The organism is Providencia sp. PROV109 (genome assembly GCF_033681625.1).
Taxonomy (GTDB): domain Bacteria; phylum Pseudomonadota; class Gammaproteobacteria; order Enterobacterales; family Enterobacteriaceae; genus Providencia; species Providencia hangzhouensis.
In genome coordinates, this window is record NZ_CP096320.1 from 2,855,217 (window position 1) to 2,877,037 (window position 21,821).

Annotated in this window: 17 protein-coding genes and 1 pseudogene; 4 read left to right on the plus strand and 14 right to left on the minus strand. The window is 42.9% G+C overall.

From position 1 onward, the window contains the following. Positions 1-181 precede the first annotated feature (181 nt). Positions 182-1,621: a catalase gene (locus M1F25_RS13230; protein ID WP_172412270.1), complete on the plus strand. Its 1,440-nt coding sequence runs from the start codon at positions 182-184 to the stop codon at positions 1,619-1,621. A gap of 44 nt (positions 1,622-1,665) precedes the next feature. Here the strand turns inward: M1F25_RS13230 and menE are convergent, their stop codons facing one another. The 6 genes from menE to M1F25_RS13260 form a co-directional block, all read right to left on the minus strand. Then, positions 1,666-3,075, minus strand: coding sequence for an o-succinylbenzoate--CoA ligase (gene menE / locus M1F25_RS13235; protein ID WP_094962303.1), 1,410 nt, complete (start codon positions 3,073-3,075; stop codon positions 1,666-1,668). After that, positions 3,063-4,034: an o-succinylbenzoate synthase gene (gene menC / locus M1F25_RS13240; protein WP_004259867.1), complete on the minus strand. Its 972-nt coding sequence runs from the start codon at positions 4,032-4,034 to the stop codon at positions 3,063-3,065. The genes menE and menC overlap by 13 nt, the downstream gene beginning before the upstream one ends. Further along, positions 4,034-4,891, minus strand: a complete 858-nt coding sequence (menB, locus tag M1F25_RS13245) for a 1,4-dihydroxy-2-naphthoyl-CoA synthase (RefSeq protein ID WP_004259866.1) — start codon at positions 4,889-4,891, stop codon at positions 4,034-4,036. Before menB ends, menC begins: the two co-directional genes overlap by 1 nt. Before the next feature lie 12 nt (positions 4,892-4,903). Further along, the gene (menH, locus tag M1F25_RS13250) at positions 4,904-5,668 is read right to left on the minus strand and encodes a 2-succinyl-6-hydroxy-2,4-cyclohexadiene-1-carboxylate synthase (RefSeq protein WP_094962301.1); all 765 of its coding nucleotides are present in this window, start codon (positions 5,666-5,668) and stop codon (positions 4,904-4,906) included. Then, entirely contained in the window at positions 5,668-7,341 is a 1,674-nt protein-coding gene (gene menD / locus M1F25_RS13255) for a 2-succinyl-5-enolpyruvyl-6-hydroxy-3-cyclohexene-1-carboxylic-acid synthase (RefSeq protein WP_181488104.1), read from the minus strand. The genes menH and menD overlap by 1 nt, the downstream gene beginning before the upstream one ends. A 119-nt stretch (positions 7,342-7,460) precedes the next feature. Then, a complete protein-coding gene (locus tag M1F25_RS13260) occupies positions 7,461-8,795 on the minus strand; it encodes an isochorismate synthase (protein ID WP_181488106.1) in 1,335 nt (444 codons plus the stop codon). Positions 8,796-9,540: 745 nt separating this feature from the next. Between M1F25_RS13260 and M1F25_RS13265 the strand changes: the two genes are divergently transcribed. The 3 genes and pseudogenes from M1F25_RS13265 to M1F25_RS13275 form a co-directional block, all read left to right on the plus strand. Next, positions 9,541-10,749 carry an alpha-xenorhabdolysin family binary toxin subunit A gene (locus M1F25_RS13265; protein WP_164561087.1) on the plus strand — a complete coding sequence of 403 codons (1,209 nt, stop codon included), beginning with the start codon at positions 9,541-9,543 and terminating at the stop codon, positions 10,747-10,749. Positions 10,750-10,760: 11 nt separating this feature from the next. Beyond that, on the plus strand, positions 10,761-11,087 hold the full coding sequence (locus M1F25_RS13270) for a hypothetical protein (protein WP_232368680.1): 327 nt from the start codon (positions 10,761-10,763) through the stop codon (positions 11,085-11,087). 15 nt (positions 11,088-11,102) lie between these two features. Then, a pseudogene (locus M1F25_RS13275) lies at positions 11,103-11,744 on the plus strand (alpha-xenorhabdolysin family binary toxin subunit B); the annotation flags it as partial. A gap of 56 nt (positions 11,745-11,800) precedes the next feature. Here the strand turns inward: M1F25_RS13275 and nuoN are convergent. Genes nuoN through nuoG form a run of 8 tightly spaced genes read right to left on the minus strand, consistent with a single transcriptional unit; the run spans position 11,801 to position 21,766 of the window. Further along, positions 11,801-13,261, minus strand: a complete 1,461-nt coding sequence (gene nuoN / locus M1F25_RS13280) for an NADH-quinone oxidoreductase subunit NuoN (protein ID WP_004259851.1) — start codon at positions 13,259-13,261, stop codon at positions 11,801-11,803. A 6-nt stretch (positions 13,262-13,267) separates the two neighbouring features. Next, positions 13,268-14,788 carry an NADH-quinone oxidoreductase subunit M gene (gene nuoM / locus M1F25_RS13285; RefSeq protein WP_094962295.1) on the minus strand — a complete coding sequence of 507 codons (1,521 nt, stop codon included), beginning with the start codon at positions 14,786-14,788 and terminating at the stop codon, positions 13,268-13,270. A gap of 19 nt (positions 14,789-14,807) precedes the next feature. After that, positions 14,808-16,649 (minus strand): NADH-quinone oxidoreductase subunit L, encoded by a 1,842-nt coding sequence (nuoL, locus tag M1F25_RS13290; protein ID WP_004259845.1) that lies wholly within the window; start codon positions 16,647-16,649, stop codon positions 14,808-14,810. Further along, positions 16,646-16,948, minus strand: a complete 303-nt coding sequence (nuoK, locus tag M1F25_RS13295) for an NADH-quinone oxidoreductase subunit NuoK (protein ID WP_004259841.1) — start codon at positions 16,946-16,948, stop codon at positions 16,646-16,648. Before nuoK ends, nuoL begins: the two co-directional genes overlap by 4 nt. Further along, positions 16,945-17,487 carry an NADH-quinone oxidoreductase subunit J gene (nuoJ, locus tag M1F25_RS13300; RefSeq protein WP_004259837.1) on the minus strand — a complete coding sequence of 181 codons (543 nt, stop codon included), beginning with the start codon at positions 17,485-17,487 and terminating at the stop codon, positions 16,945-16,947. Before nuoJ ends, nuoK begins: the two co-directional genes overlap by 4 nt. A gap of 12 nt (positions 17,488-17,499) precedes the next feature. Further along, positions 17,500-18,042 carry an NADH-quinone oxidoreductase subunit NuoI gene (gene nuoI / locus M1F25_RS13305; RefSeq protein ID WP_004259834.1) on the minus strand — a complete coding sequence of 181 codons (543 nt, stop codon included), beginning with the start codon at positions 18,040-18,042 and terminating at the stop codon, positions 17,500-17,502. Positions 18,043-18,056: 14 nt separating this feature from the next. After that, entirely contained in the window at positions 18,057-19,034 is a 978-nt protein-coding gene (gene nuoH, locus M1F25_RS13310; protein WP_004912244.1) for an NADH-quinone oxidoreductase subunit NuoH, read from the minus strand. Then, the gene (gene nuoG / locus M1F25_RS13315) at positions 19,034-21,766 is read right to left on the minus strand and encodes an NADH-quinone oxidoreductase subunit NuoG (RefSeq protein ID WP_110591910.1); all 2,733 of its coding nucleotides are present in this window, start codon (positions 21,764-21,766) and stop codon (positions 19,034-19,036) included. Before nuoG ends, nuoH begins: the two co-directional genes overlap by 1 nt. Positions 21,767-21,821: the final 55 nt, after the last annotated feature.

Consider the following 21,821-nt stretch of genomic DNA (forward strand, 5'->3'; position numbering starts at 1 on the left):
CGATAAATACGTATTTTTTTACTTGTAATCACAGTAATTGGTTATATTAATTAGATAATCAATTCCATAATAACTATACTGAATTACAAGTTTATTGTAGTCGTGTTTTTTATTTTTTACAAAATATTAACTTATTAGTTAGGTTTGTGTAGTCATTTAATCCAAACAAAGGAGCATTGTGATGAAAAAGAAAGGCCTTACTACCGCCTCAGGCGCCCCAGTCGCCAATAATAATAATGTCATGACAGCGGGTAAACGTGGCCCAATGTTATTACAGGATGTTTGGTTTTTAGAAAAACTTGCCCATTTTGACCGTGAAGTAATCCCTGAAAGACGTATGCACGCAAAAGGTTCTGGTGCTTTCGGTACCTTTACCGTAACCCATGATATTAGCCGCTATACTCGTGCAAAAATTTTCTCTGAAGTAGGGAAAAAAACAGAAATGTTCGCTCGGTTCTCTACCGTTGCAGGCGAACGTGGAGCTGCCGACGCAGAACGTGATATTCGTGGCTTCGCATTAAAGTTTTATACTGAAGAAGGTAACTGGGATATGGTGGGTAACAACACCCCTGTATTCTATTTCCGTGACCCATTAAAATTCCCTGATTTAAACCACGTAGTTAAACGTGACCCTCGCTCTAACCTGCGTACAATGGAACATAAATGGGCCTTTTTCTCCCAATTACCTGAATCTTTACACCAGTTAACCATTGATGCTAGTGACCGTGGTATCCCACAAAGTTACCGTCATATGCATGGTTTTGGTAGCCATACATATAGTTTCATCAACAGTAACAATGAACGTTTCTGGGTCAAATTCCATTTCCGTTGCCAACAAGGTATTCAAAATCTGTCTGATGAACAAGCTGAGCAGTTAGTGGGTAAAGATAGAGAAAGTTCACAGCGAGATCTGTTTGAATCCATCGAGAAAGGGGATTTCCCACGCTGGAATTTGCAAGTGCAAATTATGCCAGAAAAAGAAGCTTCTCAAGTTCCTTATAATCCATTTGACTTAACCAAAGTATGGCCACACAAAGATTATCCATTAATTGATGTCGGTTATTTTGAACTTAATCGTAATCCAGACAACTATTTTGCTGACGTAGAACAAGCCGCTTTTAGCCCTGCTAACGTGGTTCCGGGTATTGGTTTCTCGCCAGATAGAATGTTACAAGGCCGCCTGTTCTCTTATGGCGATGCTCATCGTTATCGTCTTGGTGTCAACCATCACCAAATCCCAGTAAACGCCCCACGTTGCCCGTTCCATAATTACCACCGTGATGGGGCAATGCGTGTTGACGGTAATAGCGGCAACCATGTGACCTATGAGCCAAATGAAGCCGGATTATTCCAAGAACAACCGGACTTTAGCGAACCGCCATTATCTATTGAAGGTGCTGCTGACCATTGGGATCACCGCGAAGACCAAGATTATTTCAGCCAGCCACGTGCATTATATGAGTTGTTAGATGATGCCGAGCACCAACGTATGTTTAAACGTATTGCCAGTGAACTGATTGACGCGACTGAAGCCACACAAGTGCGCCAAATCGAGTTATTTAAACAAGTTCACCCTGAATACGGTGCGGGTGTCGAAAAAGCGTTAAAAGCACTAAAATAGTGTAAGTCATTAAGTGGTGGGGATAACCCCGCCACTATTTCGCCCTATTCTTTTATTCTCGCTAACAACCACTTCTTCACTTGTTGCCTAGACACTTTTATTCCCCCTGCTTTCAATTCAGGGTCTAAATAATAAAATGCCATAGGATATTGGTATGGAGCCAGTTTATCTTTTAACCAATCCGCCAGCTGATTTAAATCCACTGACTCATTTGCTTCAATAACCGCGACAGGACGTTGCCCAAATTGCACATCATCAATAGGTATAATAAAACTTTGGCTGACATCAGGATGTGAATTTATGACTGATTCGATATCTTCGGGTTGAACGCACTCCCCACCACTGATAAATAAGTTGTCTAGACGACCAATAATCTGATATTCCCCATCGATAAAAGTCCCTTTATCGTTAGTTTTAAACCAGTTATCTAGGCAATTTAATGGGTGAAGTTGCCCATCAAACCAATAACCCAGAGCCTGACTATCTGATTGAATTTGAATTTCATCATCCACAAGACGAACTTGCTTGCCTTTTAAGGGTAAACCGACACCTTTTTTACCGTCTGCCCGTTTCGCACAAACCGTAGATGCCATTTCTGTCATCCCATAGCCGCTCCAACAAGCAATACCATGCTGTTGAGCCAGATCCGTCAAGGTTGAAGGAATACTCGCTCCTCCCAATAAAACGGCTTTCAATGCGATATTAGTCACTAATTTATCATTTAATAAACGCCATAACTGGGTCGGAACTAAAGAGGCATGAGTGACCTCATGCAATGCTTGAGCCAAAGGAAGATTTTTGACCGCAAGTGAGCCACCTTTAAGAAGCCAGCGCCAAACAATCCCCTGACCAGATACATGGAATAACGGCAGCGATAGTAACCAACAATCTCCTTGCTGGTAATTCATCAGATTAACAACACCTGCTGCACTATTTAAGTGCGCAGCGACACTGTGAACAGCGGCTTTAGGTAGGCCTGTCGATCCCGATGTTAAAATCAACGTAGCGGGCTGCTGAATAACCTCTTGAAAAATAACCGGAGCAACCTCTTCATCACTAATAAAATGGTAATAAAGTTGATAATCTAAATTACGATAATTTGCTAACAGATTTGATTCATCAGTAAAATCAATAACTGAGCTAACATTAAGATGAGGTAATAATTCTGCTAACAACCGTTCTGGGAGGCGGGGATTTAATGGTAAAACACGAGCCCCACAAGCAATAAGTGCCAGCTGACTCAGTAATAATTCAACTGAATTTTTTCCATGTAAAACAATACACTGCCCCTGCTCTACGCCTTGCATTAAAAAGTAAGTTCTAAGGTCAGTAATTTGTTGGCTTACACTTTCCCAAGTCATACTTTGGGACTCTGTGACTAGAGCGATTGAGTTCGGACGAAGATTGGCCCAGTGTTGCCAAGGCCAATCTTTAAATTGTGCTAACTCTGCCATACAAGCGTTAAATCATCTAACTGCTGAAGCGGAATATCACATTGTGGCCAAGGCCGTACCAATTGAGATTGAATAAGTGATACCGTGTCTAAGCCTGGAATGGTATTTGGCGTTAGCCAATGCGCTACACGAGCAAGTTGTGTTAAACCAAAACTACTTTCAATGGATGAGCTAATCACAGCTTGTAACCCTAAGCGATGTGATTCTTCCACTAAATAGCGGCAATATGACAAGCTGCCTGTCAGGGTCGGTTTAATTACTATCGCAGAAACCCCTTCCTGCGCTTCTACCATAAAGCCTTCCTCACGTACACTTTCATCCCAAGCAATACTAATGCCAGTATCTGCTGCAAATTGCAGTGACTCTTCACGGGTCTTACACGGCTCCTCTAAAAACGCAATACGACTACGGTAGTCTGGATTAACATATTTAGCAAAACCGTCGGCTTTTGTTCGGGTCCAACTGCGATTCGCATCCAAACGCAGTTTCAGTTCTGGAACTGCCTCTAGTAACAGGTTAACCACCATACCATCACGTACCGCTTCATATAGACCGACTTTAACCTTAGCGACTTTCTCACCTTCCATTGCATCAAGGCTTAAGATTAAATCGTCAGGATCACCACTACATAAAGGCGCTTTGCGGTAATCCGCTTGTTCAGGAAGCTCCCCTGCCAGCTCCGCTAGAGCGCAGCTGCAACCAAAAGCCACAGAGGGTAATAAACTATTAGAAATTTTGCCTTCTTTCACCCATTCATTCAGTCGCTTAATAGTTTCTGCGGTTGCTTCTTCTAATGTTTCACGACTGAATTCAGGTAGAGGCGAAATTTCTCCCCAACCTTCATTATCCCCATCTTGTAAACAGACTAAAAGCCCATCACGCGTTTTTAGTCGCTGATAACGAAGGATAACGCCTGCCTCCATCGGCAGGCTGAACGAATAAATACGGGCTTTACGCATTATGGATTACGCTTATATTTAGAGAAGTCTGGAGCACGTTTTTCATTAAAGGCGTTACGGCCTTCTTGCCCTTCATCTGTCATATAGAACAACATAGTGGCATTACCTGCGAGCTCTTGCAGGCCAGCCTGACCATCACAATCTGCATTCAAGGCGGCTTTCAAACAACGTAATGCCATTGGGCTGTTTTCTAACATTTCACGGCACCAACGCACAGTCTCTTTTTCTAAGTCAGCATAAGGAACGACAGTATTAACCAGCCCCATATCCAACGCTTCTTGTGCATTATATTGGCGGCATAGGAACCAAATTTCGCGTGCTTTCTTTTGCCCTACGATACGTGCCATATAAGACGCACCCCAGCCACCATCAAATGAGCCAACTTTTGGACCGGTTTGGCCAAAGATTGCGTTATCTGCAGCAATAGTCAGGTCACACATCATATGTAACACATGACCACCACCGATAGAGAAACCGGCGACCATTGCCACCACAGGTTTTGGACAAGTACGAATTTGACGTTGGAAATCTAATACATTTAAGTGATGAGTACCACTTTCGTCACGATACCCGCCGTAGTCGCCACGAATTTTTTGGTCACCACCGGCACAAAATGCTTTTTCACCTTCACCCGTTAAAATGATAGTTCCAACTTGGTCATCATAGCGTGCATCAGATAGAGCTTGGATCATTTCTTTCACGGTTTGTGGACGAAAAGCATTACGCACTTCTGGGCGATTAATCGTAATTTTTGCAATCCCTTCAGGAGATTTATGATAGCGAATATCTTCAAACCCTGTAGAGCAATCTTGCCATTCAATTGGTGCGTATAATTTTTCTTCGCTTGGATAAATCATTATCAGATTCCTTTAACCACAGTGTGATAAAAAATGGTGTAGTGCAGCTGCAAAGCCCATTGGGTTTTCCCAATGCGCATTATGCCCTGCATTTTCAATTAGCGTTAACGGCAATTCATATTGTTGCGAAACGCTTCGAAACTTTTTATCCTTTTCGCCACAAAAATAACGATAAGGACAGGTCAATTGATGCAATTTGTCCGCCAAGAAAGGTTGCTTTGCTAATGATGTATTTTCTAGCATAGCAGCAATACTGTGCGGGTTATTTTGCCGACGTAACTGAATTAAATGTTGGCGCTGAGTGGTCGACAAATCAGCAAATACAGCTTGTTGATACCAATCATCTAACACTTCTTCGATGGGTTCTGAACGAAAACGTTGTGCCCATGCCTTATCATTAGCCGCCCGAGCAACTCGTTCTTGTTCATTGACTAATCCCACATTGCCCCCCTCAATCACTAAACCTAATAATCCGTTAGGCTGATAGTGACAGGCAAAATGCATCGCTAACCGAGCACCGAGTGAATAGCCAACCAAGTAGTATTCATTAATTTGATGATACTGTAAAAGAGCGCTGAGTTGTTGATCAAAATGTGAAAAACCTTGGCATGGCTCTGAGTGAGAACCGCCATGCCCTGGTAAATCCACCGCTAACGATGGAAAAGCACGTGTTTGTTCAATCACTGGTAGCCAGTCATCGGCACTACCTAACAAGCCATGCAGCCAGATGACCCAAGGAGCAGATGAGACTGAATTATGTCTATGGGCAGATAACATTACAGTTCCACAACTTCATTCAATAGTTGTTTTAACGTACGGGCGCCTTCATCACTTGCCACCTGCAATTCCACCAGCAATGTGCCCTGTTGACGGCGCCAAAATTGTTGAACGGTATTTTTTAGTGTTGTCCAGTCTGTCGGCGCACAGTATTGTAAGCCAAACATTTTCGCCGCGGGCTCGAAACTGACATTTTGCGGCATACAGTAATAGTTTTGTCTTGCTTCGTCTGGTGTAGGTAACATAGAAAAAATTTGCCCACCATTGTTATTCACCACGATCAGAACGGTAGGTGCTGAAGGCTCACGCAACAAAGCCAAACTATTCAAGTCATATAGTGCAGAAATATCCCCAACAATAGCCAATGTTGGCCGTGCTGTTGCCCGTTGAACACCTGCCATGGTAGAAATCAAACCATCAATACCACTCGCGCCCCGGTTACTATAAACAGGATAGCCCAATGGAAGTTGTGCTAGTGCATCTACCAAACGGACAATTAAGCTGTTGCCAACAAATAGTTGGCCTCGTGGAGGTAGCAGTTCAGGTAATTGGTGTGCAACTGCGGCTTCTGAAAACTGCGCTTGTAAGCGGTGGCGCACATGGTGTTGAGTTTTTTGCACTAAATTGGGCAGCGACTCACACCACAAGCTTCTCGGCTGTGCAGGATGGTTATCTAGCCAACCCTTGATTGAACAGGTTAATTTTCTTCCCTTATGATTGGCTGGGTCTAACCGCTGAGGTATTGAGTCGATAATCCAATACTCTTGCGGCTCACAATTGGCTTGCCATTGTAAGAGCCGTTTTCCCGTTAAGCTTGAACCAAACTGAACGACTAATTCCGCATCTTTTAAAATAGACTGAGTTTCTGGATGTTGTAGCCATAAGTCGGCACATGGAAAAGGTTGTCCGGTTTGAGACAGCACATCACCGAGTACTGGCCATCCAAGTTCCTGTGCCCATTTTGCAACTAACTCCCCTTCACTCGCTGTCATTCGCCCTGCAATCACAACGCCTTTTTTCTGACGCCAAAAATACCAATCCGCAACCAATGCGACGGAATGGGTTAATGGCTCCGTTAACCACGGGTGAGAAGAATTCCACCATTCTCCAAGTGTTTGCTGCCACTCATATTCCCCATCCATTTCACCATATAGAGGCTCTGCAAATGGACAATTAATATGAAAGGCACCATGGTGTAACTGGTTCATGCCATTATCAATCGCGGTGACCAACCATTTCGCTGAAATATCTTGCGTCGGCCTTGGCAACATTAATGATTGAGAGGGGTGAGATGCAAAAATATGTGTTTGCCGAATAGCTTGATTAGCACCGCAATCAATCAATTCTGGCGGTCTGTCAGCGGTAAGAAAAATCACCTTTTCCCCTGTTAAACCGGCTTCAATTAATGAAGGGTAAAGGTTTGCAACAGCTGTACCAGAGGTAACGATAACCCCTACAGGCTCATGGCTGGCTTTTGCTAAACCTAGGGCTAGGTGCCCTAAACCACGCTCATCGAAATGCGTATGGCAATGCAATTTACCATGGTTAATCGCCGCAAGGGTCAAGGGTGTTGAGCGCGAACCAGGCGCAATACAGATGTGTTTCATTCCGTGGCGAGACAGTGCTTCGATAATCACTTCAGCCCAACGGAGGTTAAAAGCAGAATTCGACATAATATGCTCAGCAAATTATTAGTTATCAATTAGTTTAGACTGGCTGAAATAAATTTCTTGATCTCAGGACAATTTTTGATGAACTAATTGAAATAAAAAAGAAAATAACCATTTTTATTTTATGGTTTTTCGTTATTTTCAAATAAAGACTTTAGCCCAGCCGCTTTATTTTCAATTTCTATCCACTCTTGCTCTGGGTCTGAGCCACTGACAATACCAGCGCCTGAATATAATGAGACCTGTGCACCCTCTATTTGCGCACAACGTAGAGATACCGCGAATTCACTTTTATTTAAGCTCATAAAACCACCCGTTCCTGCATACCAGCCGCGAGAAAAAGGTTCATTTTTGGCTAAAAATTGCCGAGCGACTTTTCGTGGCAAACCACACACGGCTGCGGTAGGTTGGAGGCGTTGTAAACAATCGCTATCAGAAGGGGTGATTAGCGTCGCAACAATTGAACGATAAAGGTGTTGAATTTTTCTTAAACGAATAACTTTTGCTGAAGACACATCTACCCCAGTCACCGCCCCTTGCAATTGTTGACAAATATCATCAACAACCACTAAGTTTTCATGTTGGTTTTTTTTATCTTCCATCAACCATTTAGCGTACTCTGCTGCGACTGCATCATCAGGGTCATTAGCGACGGTTCCCGCTAAGGCCTCAGAATTTAATTGGCCATCTTGACGTAAATATAAACGCTCGGGGGTTGAAGAAATAAAACCAGAATGCGCGTTGAAGGCCATCATAAAATGGTAGCAATGATGATTCACTTGCTGGCTTTGTGCTAAAAACTGAGCAACCGCAATAGGCTTAGACAGGGTGAGTTTTGTTTCCCTTGCCATAACCACTTTTTCCATTTTCCCTGACTTCATATCATCAATAGCGCAATTTAATAAACGGCACCATTCATCATGAGTAGGAATATGTTCTTGCGCAGTAATATCCGCATTCAGTGCCAATGTCACTTGAGAAGCGGGTTTTAATTGCTGTAAAAGATGAATGGCATTTAAGCGATCTTCTTCACCTTCTATATTGATACTAACGTTAATCGTTGAACGTAGTCGATGAATTTCAATACGAGGTAAAAAACAAAATGTTGCTTGACGTTTTATCTCGTCAAGGATCCCATCCCCGACGGCATTCCACCCATTAAGCCCCCATAGGCGCATTTCTGGTATATCAGGGTATTGCGATAAAAAAGCTTGAGCCTTATCTATCGAATCAAAAGATTTCACCATGCCAAGAGCACTACATTCTTCAGCTCCCGTCCGTTGATACCAGTAAAATTGAGGGTAGCTTTCTTGCACTGATAGCCATGAAAGACCAGGGAAAGCGGTCTGCGCATCCAATTGCCAAACAAAACGAATAAACTCTTGGTTTTTTAGTGTCAATGTAGACAAATGATCCAAAATTTCAGTTATCAGTTGATCAATTTTTTTATAGTTCACTTTAGATTCCCACTGCTACATCACACAAATTCACTACGCGTTATTATATAGCGCAAAACCATTTTTTAATACATTGATGACTAACAGTAAATGCTATGTCACCGGTTCAGCACTAAAAACAGATTATCTGCAATAAACAAATTGTTTTTAGTACATCACTATAATTATCGCTTATGCCCCAAATGACGATAGCCAAGAGAAATCACATCAAAACCAACCTTGTTACACGAATAGAGGTTCAGGTTGTTGATAGTATAGCTTATTATATATATTACACGTCATTCCATTCATTTAATTAATTGAAAATGTGATTTTATCCCCTTTCTTCTTTCCTTCCTCTCGAAATTGCTTCATTTTTATCCAATAAGAATTCCATTTTGAAACATAGTTATATTTAATCTGCAAACCTATATTCCATTACAATTCTATTTAGCCCTAAAAAGTAAAACCACCGTAAATTTTAATTATCATCATATTGTTATGCGTTATTTAATTTAGTATCACTATAGATGATTTCTAAATATATATAATACAAAATAATATTTTAAACATGTATTGACTTGTTCAAAGTGCTATTTTTTAGCTCTGTTTTTCATTTTTTAGTATAAAACTTTCAGCCAATTTCTAGTAGGTTAACAAATATGAAATTTATATTTTCATTTACAATAAATAGGTAACTCAACCATACAATAGTGCTAATACAAATTAGTGTTCAATCCTTAACTTAATCAACATGGATTTTAAAATGAATACAAAAGAAAATTACGACAGAATTATTGAAAAAGAGCATATAGGCCATACAACCTTAGCTTTATTAACGAATCAAGATGCTCTTTCAACCCGCGAAGTCGGTATTTTTACATTAGACGATTTAATTAGCATACATCGCCATGTTTACTTCTCTCTTTCTTTGCCTTGGAAAAAAAATGATATTCTAAAATGGTTTGGTATTACCTCATCAACCACTTTACCAATAGATACAGACGAATTAATTAATACCATTATCAATATTCGAGATCATGCCAATACCTGGGATAATGTCGAGCAACATGTTAAAGAGCAATCTGTCAACCTATCTCTAGCTAGCCGAAACATTATACATACAGGAGGGCAGATTATTGAATATATAAACCATATGCCTATATTGAAAAGAGTATCAGACAGTTTGAATGATATTAATGAAAGTGAGTTAGATGAAATATTTTATCAAAGCGATGACCAACAAATAGCGACTGAACTAACTAATATCTTACAATTAATTAAAGATGATATTAAGGAGCAATCCATTAAGACAAGTAATATTAAAAATATCATTTCAGATTTTAGAGTACATATTACAGGTGGGTATCTATCTAATTATCAACACGTTGAATCATTATTGTTTAATATTAAAGGGCTATATAATCAACTTGAAACTACTGATAATGAAATTACAGATACCTACTTACAAGAATTACTTAAAACGAAAAAACAGGAACTACAGCAATTAGAACAAGAGTATTCACATTTTGTAAAACTCAGCTTCACCGGCTTAGCAGGTGGTGTCATCGGTCTCATTATTACTGGTAGTATTTTTGGCTCGAAAGCTGAAAAAATTCGAGCAAGAAAAAATGAAACATTAGCAGAAATAAAATCAATTAACGATCAAATTAACAAAGAAGAACTCATCAAAAAAGTTATCTTTGATATTCAAATTAACCTCCATAAAATCGATGGTTTCTTTAAAGATGCACGGTTAGCCGTTGACCATTTAGATTATATGTGGCTTGTCCTCCTAACTGAAATAACCCAATCAATCGAGGTTTTCAAAAAAATCAATAACGCTGATAAACTTATTAAATTCATTACTCATTTCAAACGAATTGTTACATCCTGGTATACCATTCAAGAATACTCTACACATTTAATAACGTTATTTGACCAAATTCAACCAAATAGCACCCCCCCTCAATAAAAGGTACTCATATGCAAGATAAGCTTGATTTACCGATATTGCCCTCCATTGATATTTATCAGTTAAGGCATATGTCAAATGAAATTTCCGCATTTAATAAAAATATAATACATTATGACTTTATCATACACGGAAAGATACAAAAAATTGCAAGTAAGACTTTCAATATAAATGAAACAATCAGAAACTCGATACCGAAGCTAAAAATAAAATTAAATTATATTTTAAAAAGTGAATTAAATAGTGAAAATACAAATATACCTGACGGAATTTTAGTCACAAGCTTTATTGAAGATTTAATTGATTTTAAATTAGAGCTAGAAAGAATAATTACCTAATTCAGTTACACCACCGACTCTCTATCACTCATTCATGTGGAAGAAAGCAACCAACATAAACTACAGCAATACGCAGAACAAAAAGAACTCCTAGTCACATCCAAAAATAGTAAAATGCTAAAAATAAACGAAATCAATCAGCAACACTCCGTTATTACCGCAGCAGAAGATATCATCTTAAAATCTAAAATCACTGATTTCTTAAAAAAACATTTGTTAAATGATGAGTTAATTGACTCAATTGATATGCCAACAAATAAAAAGCAAATATTAAAGTCAGCCATTGCTTTTATTAAAAATTTATTATCAGTCATTGATGATGGTTTAGAATTTGCGCAACTTGTAGAGGTCAGGCTAGATTTAGGAAACCAAATTTTAGAATTAAAGGAAGAAGTTAATCACATTGATAAAACAATATTTAAGCTTTCTCAACTCATGCTCTTATCAGAACAAATCACCGCTATAGATTCACATAAATTATCAATTATTACTCAGATAGGCCTCATTAAGAATTATTGGTGGGAATGGTGCCATTTTATTAATGAAAAATCGTCTGAAAAAACAGTGAATATTCAAAAGATCAATACCGCAAGCCAAGTACTAATGTCTTTTTTAGATGATATGGAATACCAATATCAGCGTCAGTTACCTGATTAAAAAAAACCGGCTACTCAAAAGTAGCCGGTTTATCAACTATAGGAAATTTTGGCCTATTAGTTAATCACAGCAAGTGCTGTTGATGTCATATCAATAAGAGGTTGTGGCCATACACCAAAGACAATAACCGCAATGGCGCAAATAACAGCAACAACGGTCCCTAACGTTGCTTTTTCAGGGCCTGTATAACGTTCTGCATGTTCTGCATCGCGGCTATATAGGCTAGCCATAAAGCTTAGGTAGTAATATAAGCCAATTGCACTACCAACCACTACAGCTCCTGTTAACCACCATAACTCTGCATTCACCGCAGATGCAATCACATAGAATTTACCAATAAATCCTAATGTAATTGGAATACCCGCCAGCGACAGCATCATCACAGTCATTACCGTTGCTAGAACGGGTTTATGCCAGAACAGCCCACGGAATGCACTGAAATCATCCTGGTCATCACCACGATAAGGACTGGAAACGATACTCACAACACCAAATGCGCCTAAGCTTGCAAACAAGTAACCCACTAAGTAGATTGCGATAGTCACTTGTGACGCTACTGGGTCGATACGTAACGCAACAAGGGCAACGAGTAAATAACCCATATGCGAGATAGATGAGTAACCCAGCAAGCGTTTTGCGCTTTTTTGTGTGATAGCCAGTAAGTTACCAAACAAGATAGATGCTATGGCAATCACTGAAATCACAATCGCTAACGTATTGCTGTTGGCAATTGGTGCTTCCAAAAAGATACGCACTAATACGGCAAAGATAGCGATTTTACTACCCGTTGCTAAGAAAGCTGATACAGGTGCAGGCGCACCTTGATAAACGTCTGGTGTCCACAGTTGGAATGGAAACAGTGACAGTTTAAAGCCAAAACCAACAATGAGCATACCGAAACCAATCATCACTAATGGGGCGTGAATTTGGTTATCAGAAAGACTTTGACCAACAGCTGCGAAGCTTAAGCTACCCGATTCCGCATACAGTAACGCAATTCCGAATAACAGGAATGAAGACGCTGCTGCAGATAACAGCATGTACTTGATCCCAGCTTCTAATGTACGACTGCGCTCAAAGGTATAGGCAACTAAGCCAAACAGTGGCAATGAAATCAGCTCAATACCGATAAACATCGACGCCATATGGTTTGACATAGATAACAGCACACCACCTGCCACCGCGATAGCAACTAACAAGTGGAATTCATCTCTATTGTCGCCAAAACCTTCCAGCCAGTGGTAGGCAAAGATGCTGGTACCGATACCTGCAATCAGGACTAATGCACTATAGAACAGCGCAAAGCCATCAACACGGATAAGCGAAGTCACATCCATTAGGTAGCCGTCGGCTACCCAAATCAGTGAAAGCAACGCAATAACAAAGCCAGATACTGTCAGCGCGGCACTGGTAAGGTGATCGCGTCGCCACGCAATGGACAGCATCACAACCACCGCCGTCAACCCGACGATCATCAGTGGTAGTATTGCGATCAGTTCTTGAGGAGTTATTGTCATGGCGAATTACAGCCCTAATGTTGTAAGTGAAGCAGAATACAGGTTATGCAATGTTTCCATCGAACCAATTGATGTATCTAAAATTGGTTGTGGGTAGAAACCGATAATAACCAGTAAAGCAGCCAGAGCCAGCAGCACACCAAACTCACGCGCCGTTAACCCTTTCATTTCTTTTTCAGACTTAGGTGTACCGTAGTAGGTCTGTTGCATCATCCACAGTGAGTAGATAGACGCAAACACCACACCAAAGACCATAATACAAGTCACTAACGTGAATTGGCTGAAGCTGCCAAACAGGATCATAAATTCACCAATGAAGTTACCTGTACCTGGCATTCCTAGCGTTGCCGCAGCAAAGAACAGGGACATTCCTGGTAACCATTTAATGCGTTTCCACAATCCACCCATCATGCGCATATCACGAGTTTGCGTACGTTCATACAGTTGGCCACTAATGATAATCAGTGCCGCACCAGACAAACCGTTGGTAATCATTTGAACTACAGCACCTTGGTAGGCCAAGGTTGAACCCGCGTAAATAGCGACTGTCACAAAGCCCATATGGGATAAGCTACTGTACGCTGCAAGACGTTTGATATCCGTTTGTTTGAACGCCAACCATGCGCCGTAGAAGATACTAATCACACCCAGCGTCATCGCCACTGGCGTGAACTGGATAGAGGCTTCAGGGAACAGAGGCAAAGTAAAGCGTAACAGGCCGTATGCTGCGGTTTTTAGCATGATACCGGAGATATCCACGGAACCCGCTGTTGGCGATTGTTCTTGGGTATCTGCCATCCAACCATGGAAAGGAACCAGTGGCATTTTAACGGCAAAGGCGATAAAGAAACCTAACATCAACATAAACGCAACGTTACTAGACAGCTCTGCGCCTAACAGTTGGTTATAATCGAATGTTAATACGCCTGAAGTATTGTAATTCGCTAGTGCCAATCCAATGATGGAAACCAACATGATCAAGCCACTTGCTTGCGTATAGATAAAGAACTTAGTCGCAGCTTTGATATGTTGTCTGTTTTCTGACCCTTTGTGCCCCCAATTGGCAATCAGGAAGTACATTGGGATCAGCATCATCTCCCAGAAGAAGAAGAATAAGAACAAGTCAACCGCGGTGAAAATCCCCATCACACCTGTGATAATCCACAGCAGGTTAAAGTGATACGCACCTTGGTTCTTCTGGTTTTCACTCCAAGAGCTCAGAATCGAGAAAGCCCCCATGATAGCCGTTAATACGACCATCAGCAGTGATAAACCGTCAATAGCTAAATGAAAGTCAATTCCCAGTGACGGGATCCACGGCATAAAGAAAACAGATTGCCATTGTGGAATCCCTTGTGGATTAACAAGAGAGTAATTCCCTTCTAACCACAATTGCACGGAGAGTATTAATGTTATTCCCATCGTCGCCAGTGCAATCCAGCGCGGTGCGCGATGACTGAACCGGTCAGCCTGCCAGCTTAGCAGGCCTCCGATGAAGGGAATGAGTATTAGCCAGGGTAATAGCATGGCGCAATGTGTCCCTTAATTAAACCAAAAGCAGCAGAGCAAGAATCAGCACTGCACCCAGCCCCAACGAGGCAACATACCAACGGATTTGGCCGTTTTCACTCACTGCAAGCCCTTTATTTGCCCAACGTGAAAGATGTGCAGGGATATTCATCAGAGAGTTAATCGGATCGCTTTCCAGTAGCCATGCAATACCTTTAAACGGTTTTACAAAGACTACGTCATACAGCCAGTCGAAGCCCCACGCTTGGTACCACCATGCGCTGAAGAAACGACCCACCGCAGTTTTCGCGATAGCATCGACTATTGAACGTCTAAACAGGTAGAGGAATACCGCAATTAATAGACCAGCGATAGCAAACCCGCCAGAAATCGCTTCGAGTAAGACTTTACCGTCTTCACTGCCAGCCGCTTCTGCAGGGAATACCCCTTCGAGTGGTTGATGGATTAATGCACCAACAAACGTTGCAAGGATAGCCAAAATGCCCAGTGGTAATGTGTGAGTGATGCCTTTAACCTTATGCGCTTTGATTTTTGCTTCACCGTGGAACACGATGAAAATCATACGGAAGGTATAAATTGCGGTCATTAATGCACCGAGGATACCTGCCCACAACAATACAGTTTGTCCATCAAGCTGCGCACCCCACAAAATGGCATCTTTACTGTAGAAACCAGCAGTAAACAATGGCAATGCTGCCAGTGCGCTTCCGCCAATCAACATCACAGCGTAGATAAATGGAATTTGCTTACGCAATCCGCCCATTTTGAAGATATTTTGCTCGTGGTGGCATGCCAAAATGACAGAACCTGCTGACAGGAACAACAGTGCTTTAAAGAAAGCGTGCGTCATCAGGTGGAAAATCGCAGCATCCCAAGCTTGCACACCGAGAGCCAAAAACATATAACCGATTTGGCTCATCGTGGAATAAGCAAGCACACGCTTGATATCGGTTTGAACCAGTGCAGCAAACCCTGCCAGTACTAATGTCACTGCGCCCACAACGCCAACTAGATGTAAAACTTCTGGCGCTAATAAGAACAGAACGTGGGTACGAGCCACTAAGTACACACCGGCCGTTACCATGGTTGCGGCGTGGATCAATGCTGAAACTGGCGTAGGACCCGCCATCGCATCTGCCAACCACGTTTGCAATGGTAACTGTGCTGATTTACCGACTGCTCCACCTAATAACATCAAGGTTGCCCAATTGATCGCACTCGAACCTTCAGCAAATTTCTGAGGTGCTAACACCGCCATTTCGCTGAAATTCAATGTGCCGAGCTCATTCCACAGGATAAACATACCAATTGCGAGGAATACGTCACCGATACGCGTGACAAAGAACGCTTTCATTGCGGCTTTACCGTTTTCTGGATTGGTATAATAGAAACCAATCAACAGGTAACTGCACAGCCCTACCCCTTCCCAACCGAGATACATCAGCATCATGTTATCAGCGAGGACTAAGACCACCATACTCGCGATAAACAGGTTAGTGTAAGCGAAGAAACGTGAGTAACCTTCCTCACCACGCATATACCAAGAAGCGTATACATGAATAAGGAAGCCCACACCCGTTACCACACCTAACATGGTCAGAGATAGACCATCTAACATTAGGGTGAATGGGATATTAAAGGTACCGACAGACATCCAAGTCCACAGAGGTTGGATGAACACGCTACCAGCGTCTTGAGCTAAAAATTCATTGCCAGCATAGAATGCGACGATGGCCGCTAAGCCGACCGACCCCGCACCAATAATGGCCGAAACGTTTTCTGACCAGCGTCCACGGGAGAAGGCTAACAACACCGACCCCAGTAAAGGCAACAGAATAGTTAAATAGAGTAGGTTCATCCGCGCATCTCACTGACTTTATCAATATTCAGGTTCTGACGATGACGATGGAGTTGCAGTAACAACGCCAATCCAATACTCGCCTCCGCTGCAGCCAATGTAATTGCCAATATATACATAATTTGGCCGTCTGGCTGCCCCCAAAAACTCCCTGCAACCACAAATGCCAGTGCAGTTGAGTTAATCATGATTTCCAGTCCGATCAGCATGAAAAGCAGATTGCGGCGAATAACAAGGCAGCTAAGCCCCATCACAAATAAAATCGCCGCTAAAATCAGACCATGTTCTAGAGGTATCATTTTTGCTCCTCCGCCTTCGCGATACTGACAAGATCAGCACCGTTTTCTTTACGGTCACGTCCAACGTGGAATGCGACAACTAAACCAGCTAGTAGTAACAGTGACGCCAATTCGACAGCCAGAACGTAAGGCCCGAACAAGCTAATACCCACTTCTTTCGCCCCAATGATGGTGCCCTCAATGCCTTCTTGATATGACAATGAGGTGATACCGTAAACTAAGATAGCCAATAAAACTGCGGATAACACAGCAGGACCAATCCAGTTTTTCGGCGTCAACCAAGCGCGCTCTTGTTCTTGAACAGAACGTCCTAGGTTGAGCATCATCACGACGAACACGAACAGGACCATGATGGCACCTGCATAAACGATGATTTCCAACGCTCCAGCAAAATACGCACCGAGGGAGAAAAACACCATTGACAGAGCCAGCAGAGAAACAACCAGATACAACAGTGCATGCACCGGATTTGTATTCGTTATCACCCTTAAAGTTGCTAAAATGGCAACTAGACCGGCGATATAAAATGTAAATTCCATGAATATCGCTCCTTATGGCAACAGGTCTTTGACGTTGATAGGTTTCGCTTCGTTATCCGCTTCACCTTTGTCTTTACCTGCAATCGCCATACCTGATTTACGGTAAAAGTTATAATCAGGATATTTACCCGGACCTGAAATCAACAGGTCATTTTTCTCGTAAACCAGATCCTGACGTCTCCAATCGGCCATTTCAAAATCAGGTGTTAATTGGATTGCCGTGGTAGGGCAAGCCTCTTCACACAGACCACAGAAAATACAGCGCGAAAAGTTAACGCGGAAAAATTCAGGGTACCAGCGGCCATCTTCGTGTTCAGCTTTTTGCAGTGAGATACAACCCACAGGGCAAGCTACCGCACACAAGTTACATGCAACACAACGCTCTTCACCGTCTGGATCGCGCGTCAACACGATACGACCACGGTAACGGGGTGGCAGATAAACCGGCTCTTCTGGATACATTTGCGTTTCGCGTTTATCGAACGCATGTAGGCCGACCATCCAAATACTACGTACTTGGGTGGCGAAACCGACCAATAACTCTTTCAATGTCATGGTTCAATCACCCCTTACTGAGCGTTGTATAAAATCACTGCTGCAGTACCCAGCAGATTAAGCAGTGTCAGCGGCAGGCAAATTTTCCAACCGAAAGACATCACTTGGTCATAACGTGGACGCGGTAAAGAGGCACGGATCAAGATAAACATCATCATGAAAAAGCCAGTTTTGATAGCAAACCACAAGAATGACGGCAGGAATGGACCATGCCAGCCACCAAAGAACAGCGTCACAATCAGTGCAGAAACCGTTACGATACCGATATACTCACCAACGAAGAACAGACCGAACTTCATCCCTGAGTATTCAACGTGGTAACCATCCGCAATCTCTTGTTCTGCTTCTGGTTGGTCAAACGGATGACGGTGACATACCGCAACGCCCGCTATCGCAAAAGTCACAAAACCAAAGAATTGAGGAATAATATTCCACATGCCTTCTTGGGAGTTCACAATATCAATCAGGTTGAATGAACCTGCTTGTGCAACCACACCCATTAAAGAAAGGCCTAAGAATACTTCGTAACTCACGGTTTGTGCTGACGCACGCATCGCACCTAATAATGAGTATTTGTTGTTACTTGACCAACCTGCGAATAACACCGCGTAGACCGCCAGACCCGCCATCATTAGGAAGAATAAAATCCCAATATTCAGGTCTGCAACGTGCCATGTTGGGCTAACAGGGACGATAGCAAATGCTAAGAACAGTGAACAAAAAGCAATCACTGGCGCAAGGGTAAAGATTTTCTTGTCTGCAAACTGTGGGATCCAGTCTTCTTTAAACAGCATTTTGAACATATCCGCGATTAACTGGCCCATCCCAAACGGCCCCACACGGTTAGGGCCATAACGGTTCTGGAACAGACCGAGAATACGGCGCTCTCCCAGACTCATGTATGCCCCACAAGTCACAACAACCAATAAAATGACGACAGATTTAAGGATGGAAATTAATACTTCCATCACTTCAGGAGAAATCCAATCCATCATGCTCCCCTCCGCAGATTATTGACTGACACGCCAGCCATTGACGGTGCGATACCTGGCATTCCTAGCGGTAAGCCAATTTGACCGGTAGACAGGTGATTACTGAGGCGAACAGTCAAGTTAAACGCTTGACCTGCATGGCTAAACTCAGCTTTAGCACCCGCTGACAGCCCCAGTGCCGCAGCATCTTGCGTGTTCAGCATGATATAAGGCTCAGGCATACGCTCTTGGATCACCTCTGAACGCTGTGACATTTCATCACTGCCAAACAGGTGGTAATAAGGTGCGACGACCCACTGCGCTTCGCTAGCTTGATAAGCCGCTGGAATTTCAGTGAAGTAAGCCAATTTGCTCTCTGTTGAATTGAACAAACGGATACCCGGGTCACCAAATAACAGATGACCACCCACTTCGGCTTGGAATTTATTCCATGCTTGCGGTGAGTTCCAACCTGGTGCCCATGCAAATGGAATTTGCTGGCGCGGTGCGGTTGGGCTGTTGTTCCCTTCCATTGAGAAAGCAAATGGAGAGTCAATATCTTGCGGTTGACGAGGTTCATGGACAGATTGATTTGCTAGCATCGCTGTACGGCCACTGTAACGATGTGGTTCACGCGCCAGTTTTTGACCACGAATACGGAAAGACGCTTTTGGTGCGGCATCAACCATACCTGAGAATTGTGGCATTGCGGCAACACAATCAGCGATAACGTGATCAAGTTGAGACCAATCCGCATCACGCTCTTGCGCTTCAGTTTGCAGTGAATGCATCCAGCGCCAGCTTTCGTTCATCACGATAGCTTTATCGTAATACGTTGGGTCGAAGACTTGGAAGAAACGCTGTGCACGACCTTCTTGGTTAATCAACGTACCGTCTGCTTCAGCAAAACTTGCTGCTGGCAGAACTAATGTTGCTTTATCCATGATGTCGGTTTGCTGATGATCCGCTACAATCAAGTGGCTCAATTTCGCTAATGCGCTATTGACTGCATCCACGCTGCTGTGACGGTACAGGTCGTTTTCGATAACAATAGCCACATCCGCTTCGTTCGCTTCTATGCGAGCTAAAGCGCTGTCTAATGGCTGTGCATTCATCATTGCCAGACCGAAACTATTTGCATGAGACGCTAAGTAAGATAACCCAACGTTCGCGCCTTTCGCTTTCAATGCGAATGCCACGTTAGCGGCCGCTTGGATCATTGCCTCGCTTGCACTATGGCTACCACTGATAATTAATGGTTTTTTCGCACTGGCTAATGCTTGAGCAATGGTTTCAACTTTGGCTTTTAAGTCCGCGGGTAAATTATTCACCGCAGGGGCTTCGCCATTAATCATATTGGCGATAGCAAAACCGAAGCGCGCTTGGTCAACCACTGGAGCACGGTAATTGAAGGCAGCCACATCGTCTAAACGCGTGTCATCAACATTGGTGATAAACAGCGGATATTTTGCGTGTTGACCAATATTCATGATTGCCGCGATTTGCCAGTCAGCCACTTTTTGTGCTGCCGCCATCTCACGAGCTTTACCTTTCACCGCTTGGCGTACAGATAACGCCATGCGTGCACCTGTCTGAGTTAAATCTTCACCCAGTACCAGTACCGCATCATAGCCTTCCACTTCACGCAGTGTTGGCGTATAGATACCGCCGTTTTGCAGAATATTTTGCATTAATGCTAAACGACGCTGCTCTCCCGCAGAAATACCGGAATAGAAGTTTTCTGCTCCAACTAATGCGCGTAATGCATAGTTGCTTTCAACGCTAGCACGCGGCGAGCCGATACCAATCACTTTTTTCGCTTGATTGATAATTTGCGCACCACTTTGCATCGCTTCGATAGCCGAGATGACCTGCTTAACGCCATTTTTATTGAGTACAGCTTGGCGAGGACGGTCTTTACGGTTGACGTAACCATAACCAAAGCGACCACGGTCACACAGGAAATAGTGGTTTACCGAGCCGTTATAACGGTTTTCGATGCGGCGGATTTCACCATAACGCTCACCGGGGCTAGTATTACAACCGATACTGCACTGCTGGCAGATACCGGGGGCAAACTGCATATCCCATTTACGGTTATAGCGCTCAGAGTGGGTTTTATCGGTGAATACCCCGGTAGGACAAACTTCAACTAAGTTACCGGAGAACTCACTTTCCAGTGTACCGTCTTCAGTACGACCGAAATACACATAGTTATGTGCCCCATAAACCCCTAAATCCGTGCCATCTGCATAATCTTTGTAGTAACGAACACAGCGATAACACGCAATACAACGGTTCATTTCATGACTAATAAATGGACCGAGGTCTTGGTTAATGTGAGTCCGTTTCGTAAAACGATATTTACGCATGTTATGACCGGTCATTACCGTCATATCTTGTAGGTGACAGTTCCCCCCTTCCTCACAGACTGGGCAGTCATGAGGGTGGTTGGTCATCAGCCATTCCACGACACTTTCACGGAATTGTTTGGCTTCTTCATCATCAATTGAGATGTAGGTACCTTCCGTTGCGGGTGTCATACAAGACATTACTAGGCGACCGCGTGTGTCATCTGCGTTCTGATACTGCTTAACCGCACACTGGCGGCAAGCGCCAACGCTTCCCAGCGCCGGATGCCAGCAAAAATAAGGAATATCTAGCCCGAGAGAAAGACAGGCTTGTAACAGGTTTTCAGACCCGTTTACGTCATATTCTTTGCCGTCTACATATATTGTAGCCATAGTCAGCATGCTTCCCAAAGGCCCGCATAAAGCAGGCGTTAATCAAAAATACGTTCTTCGTGAA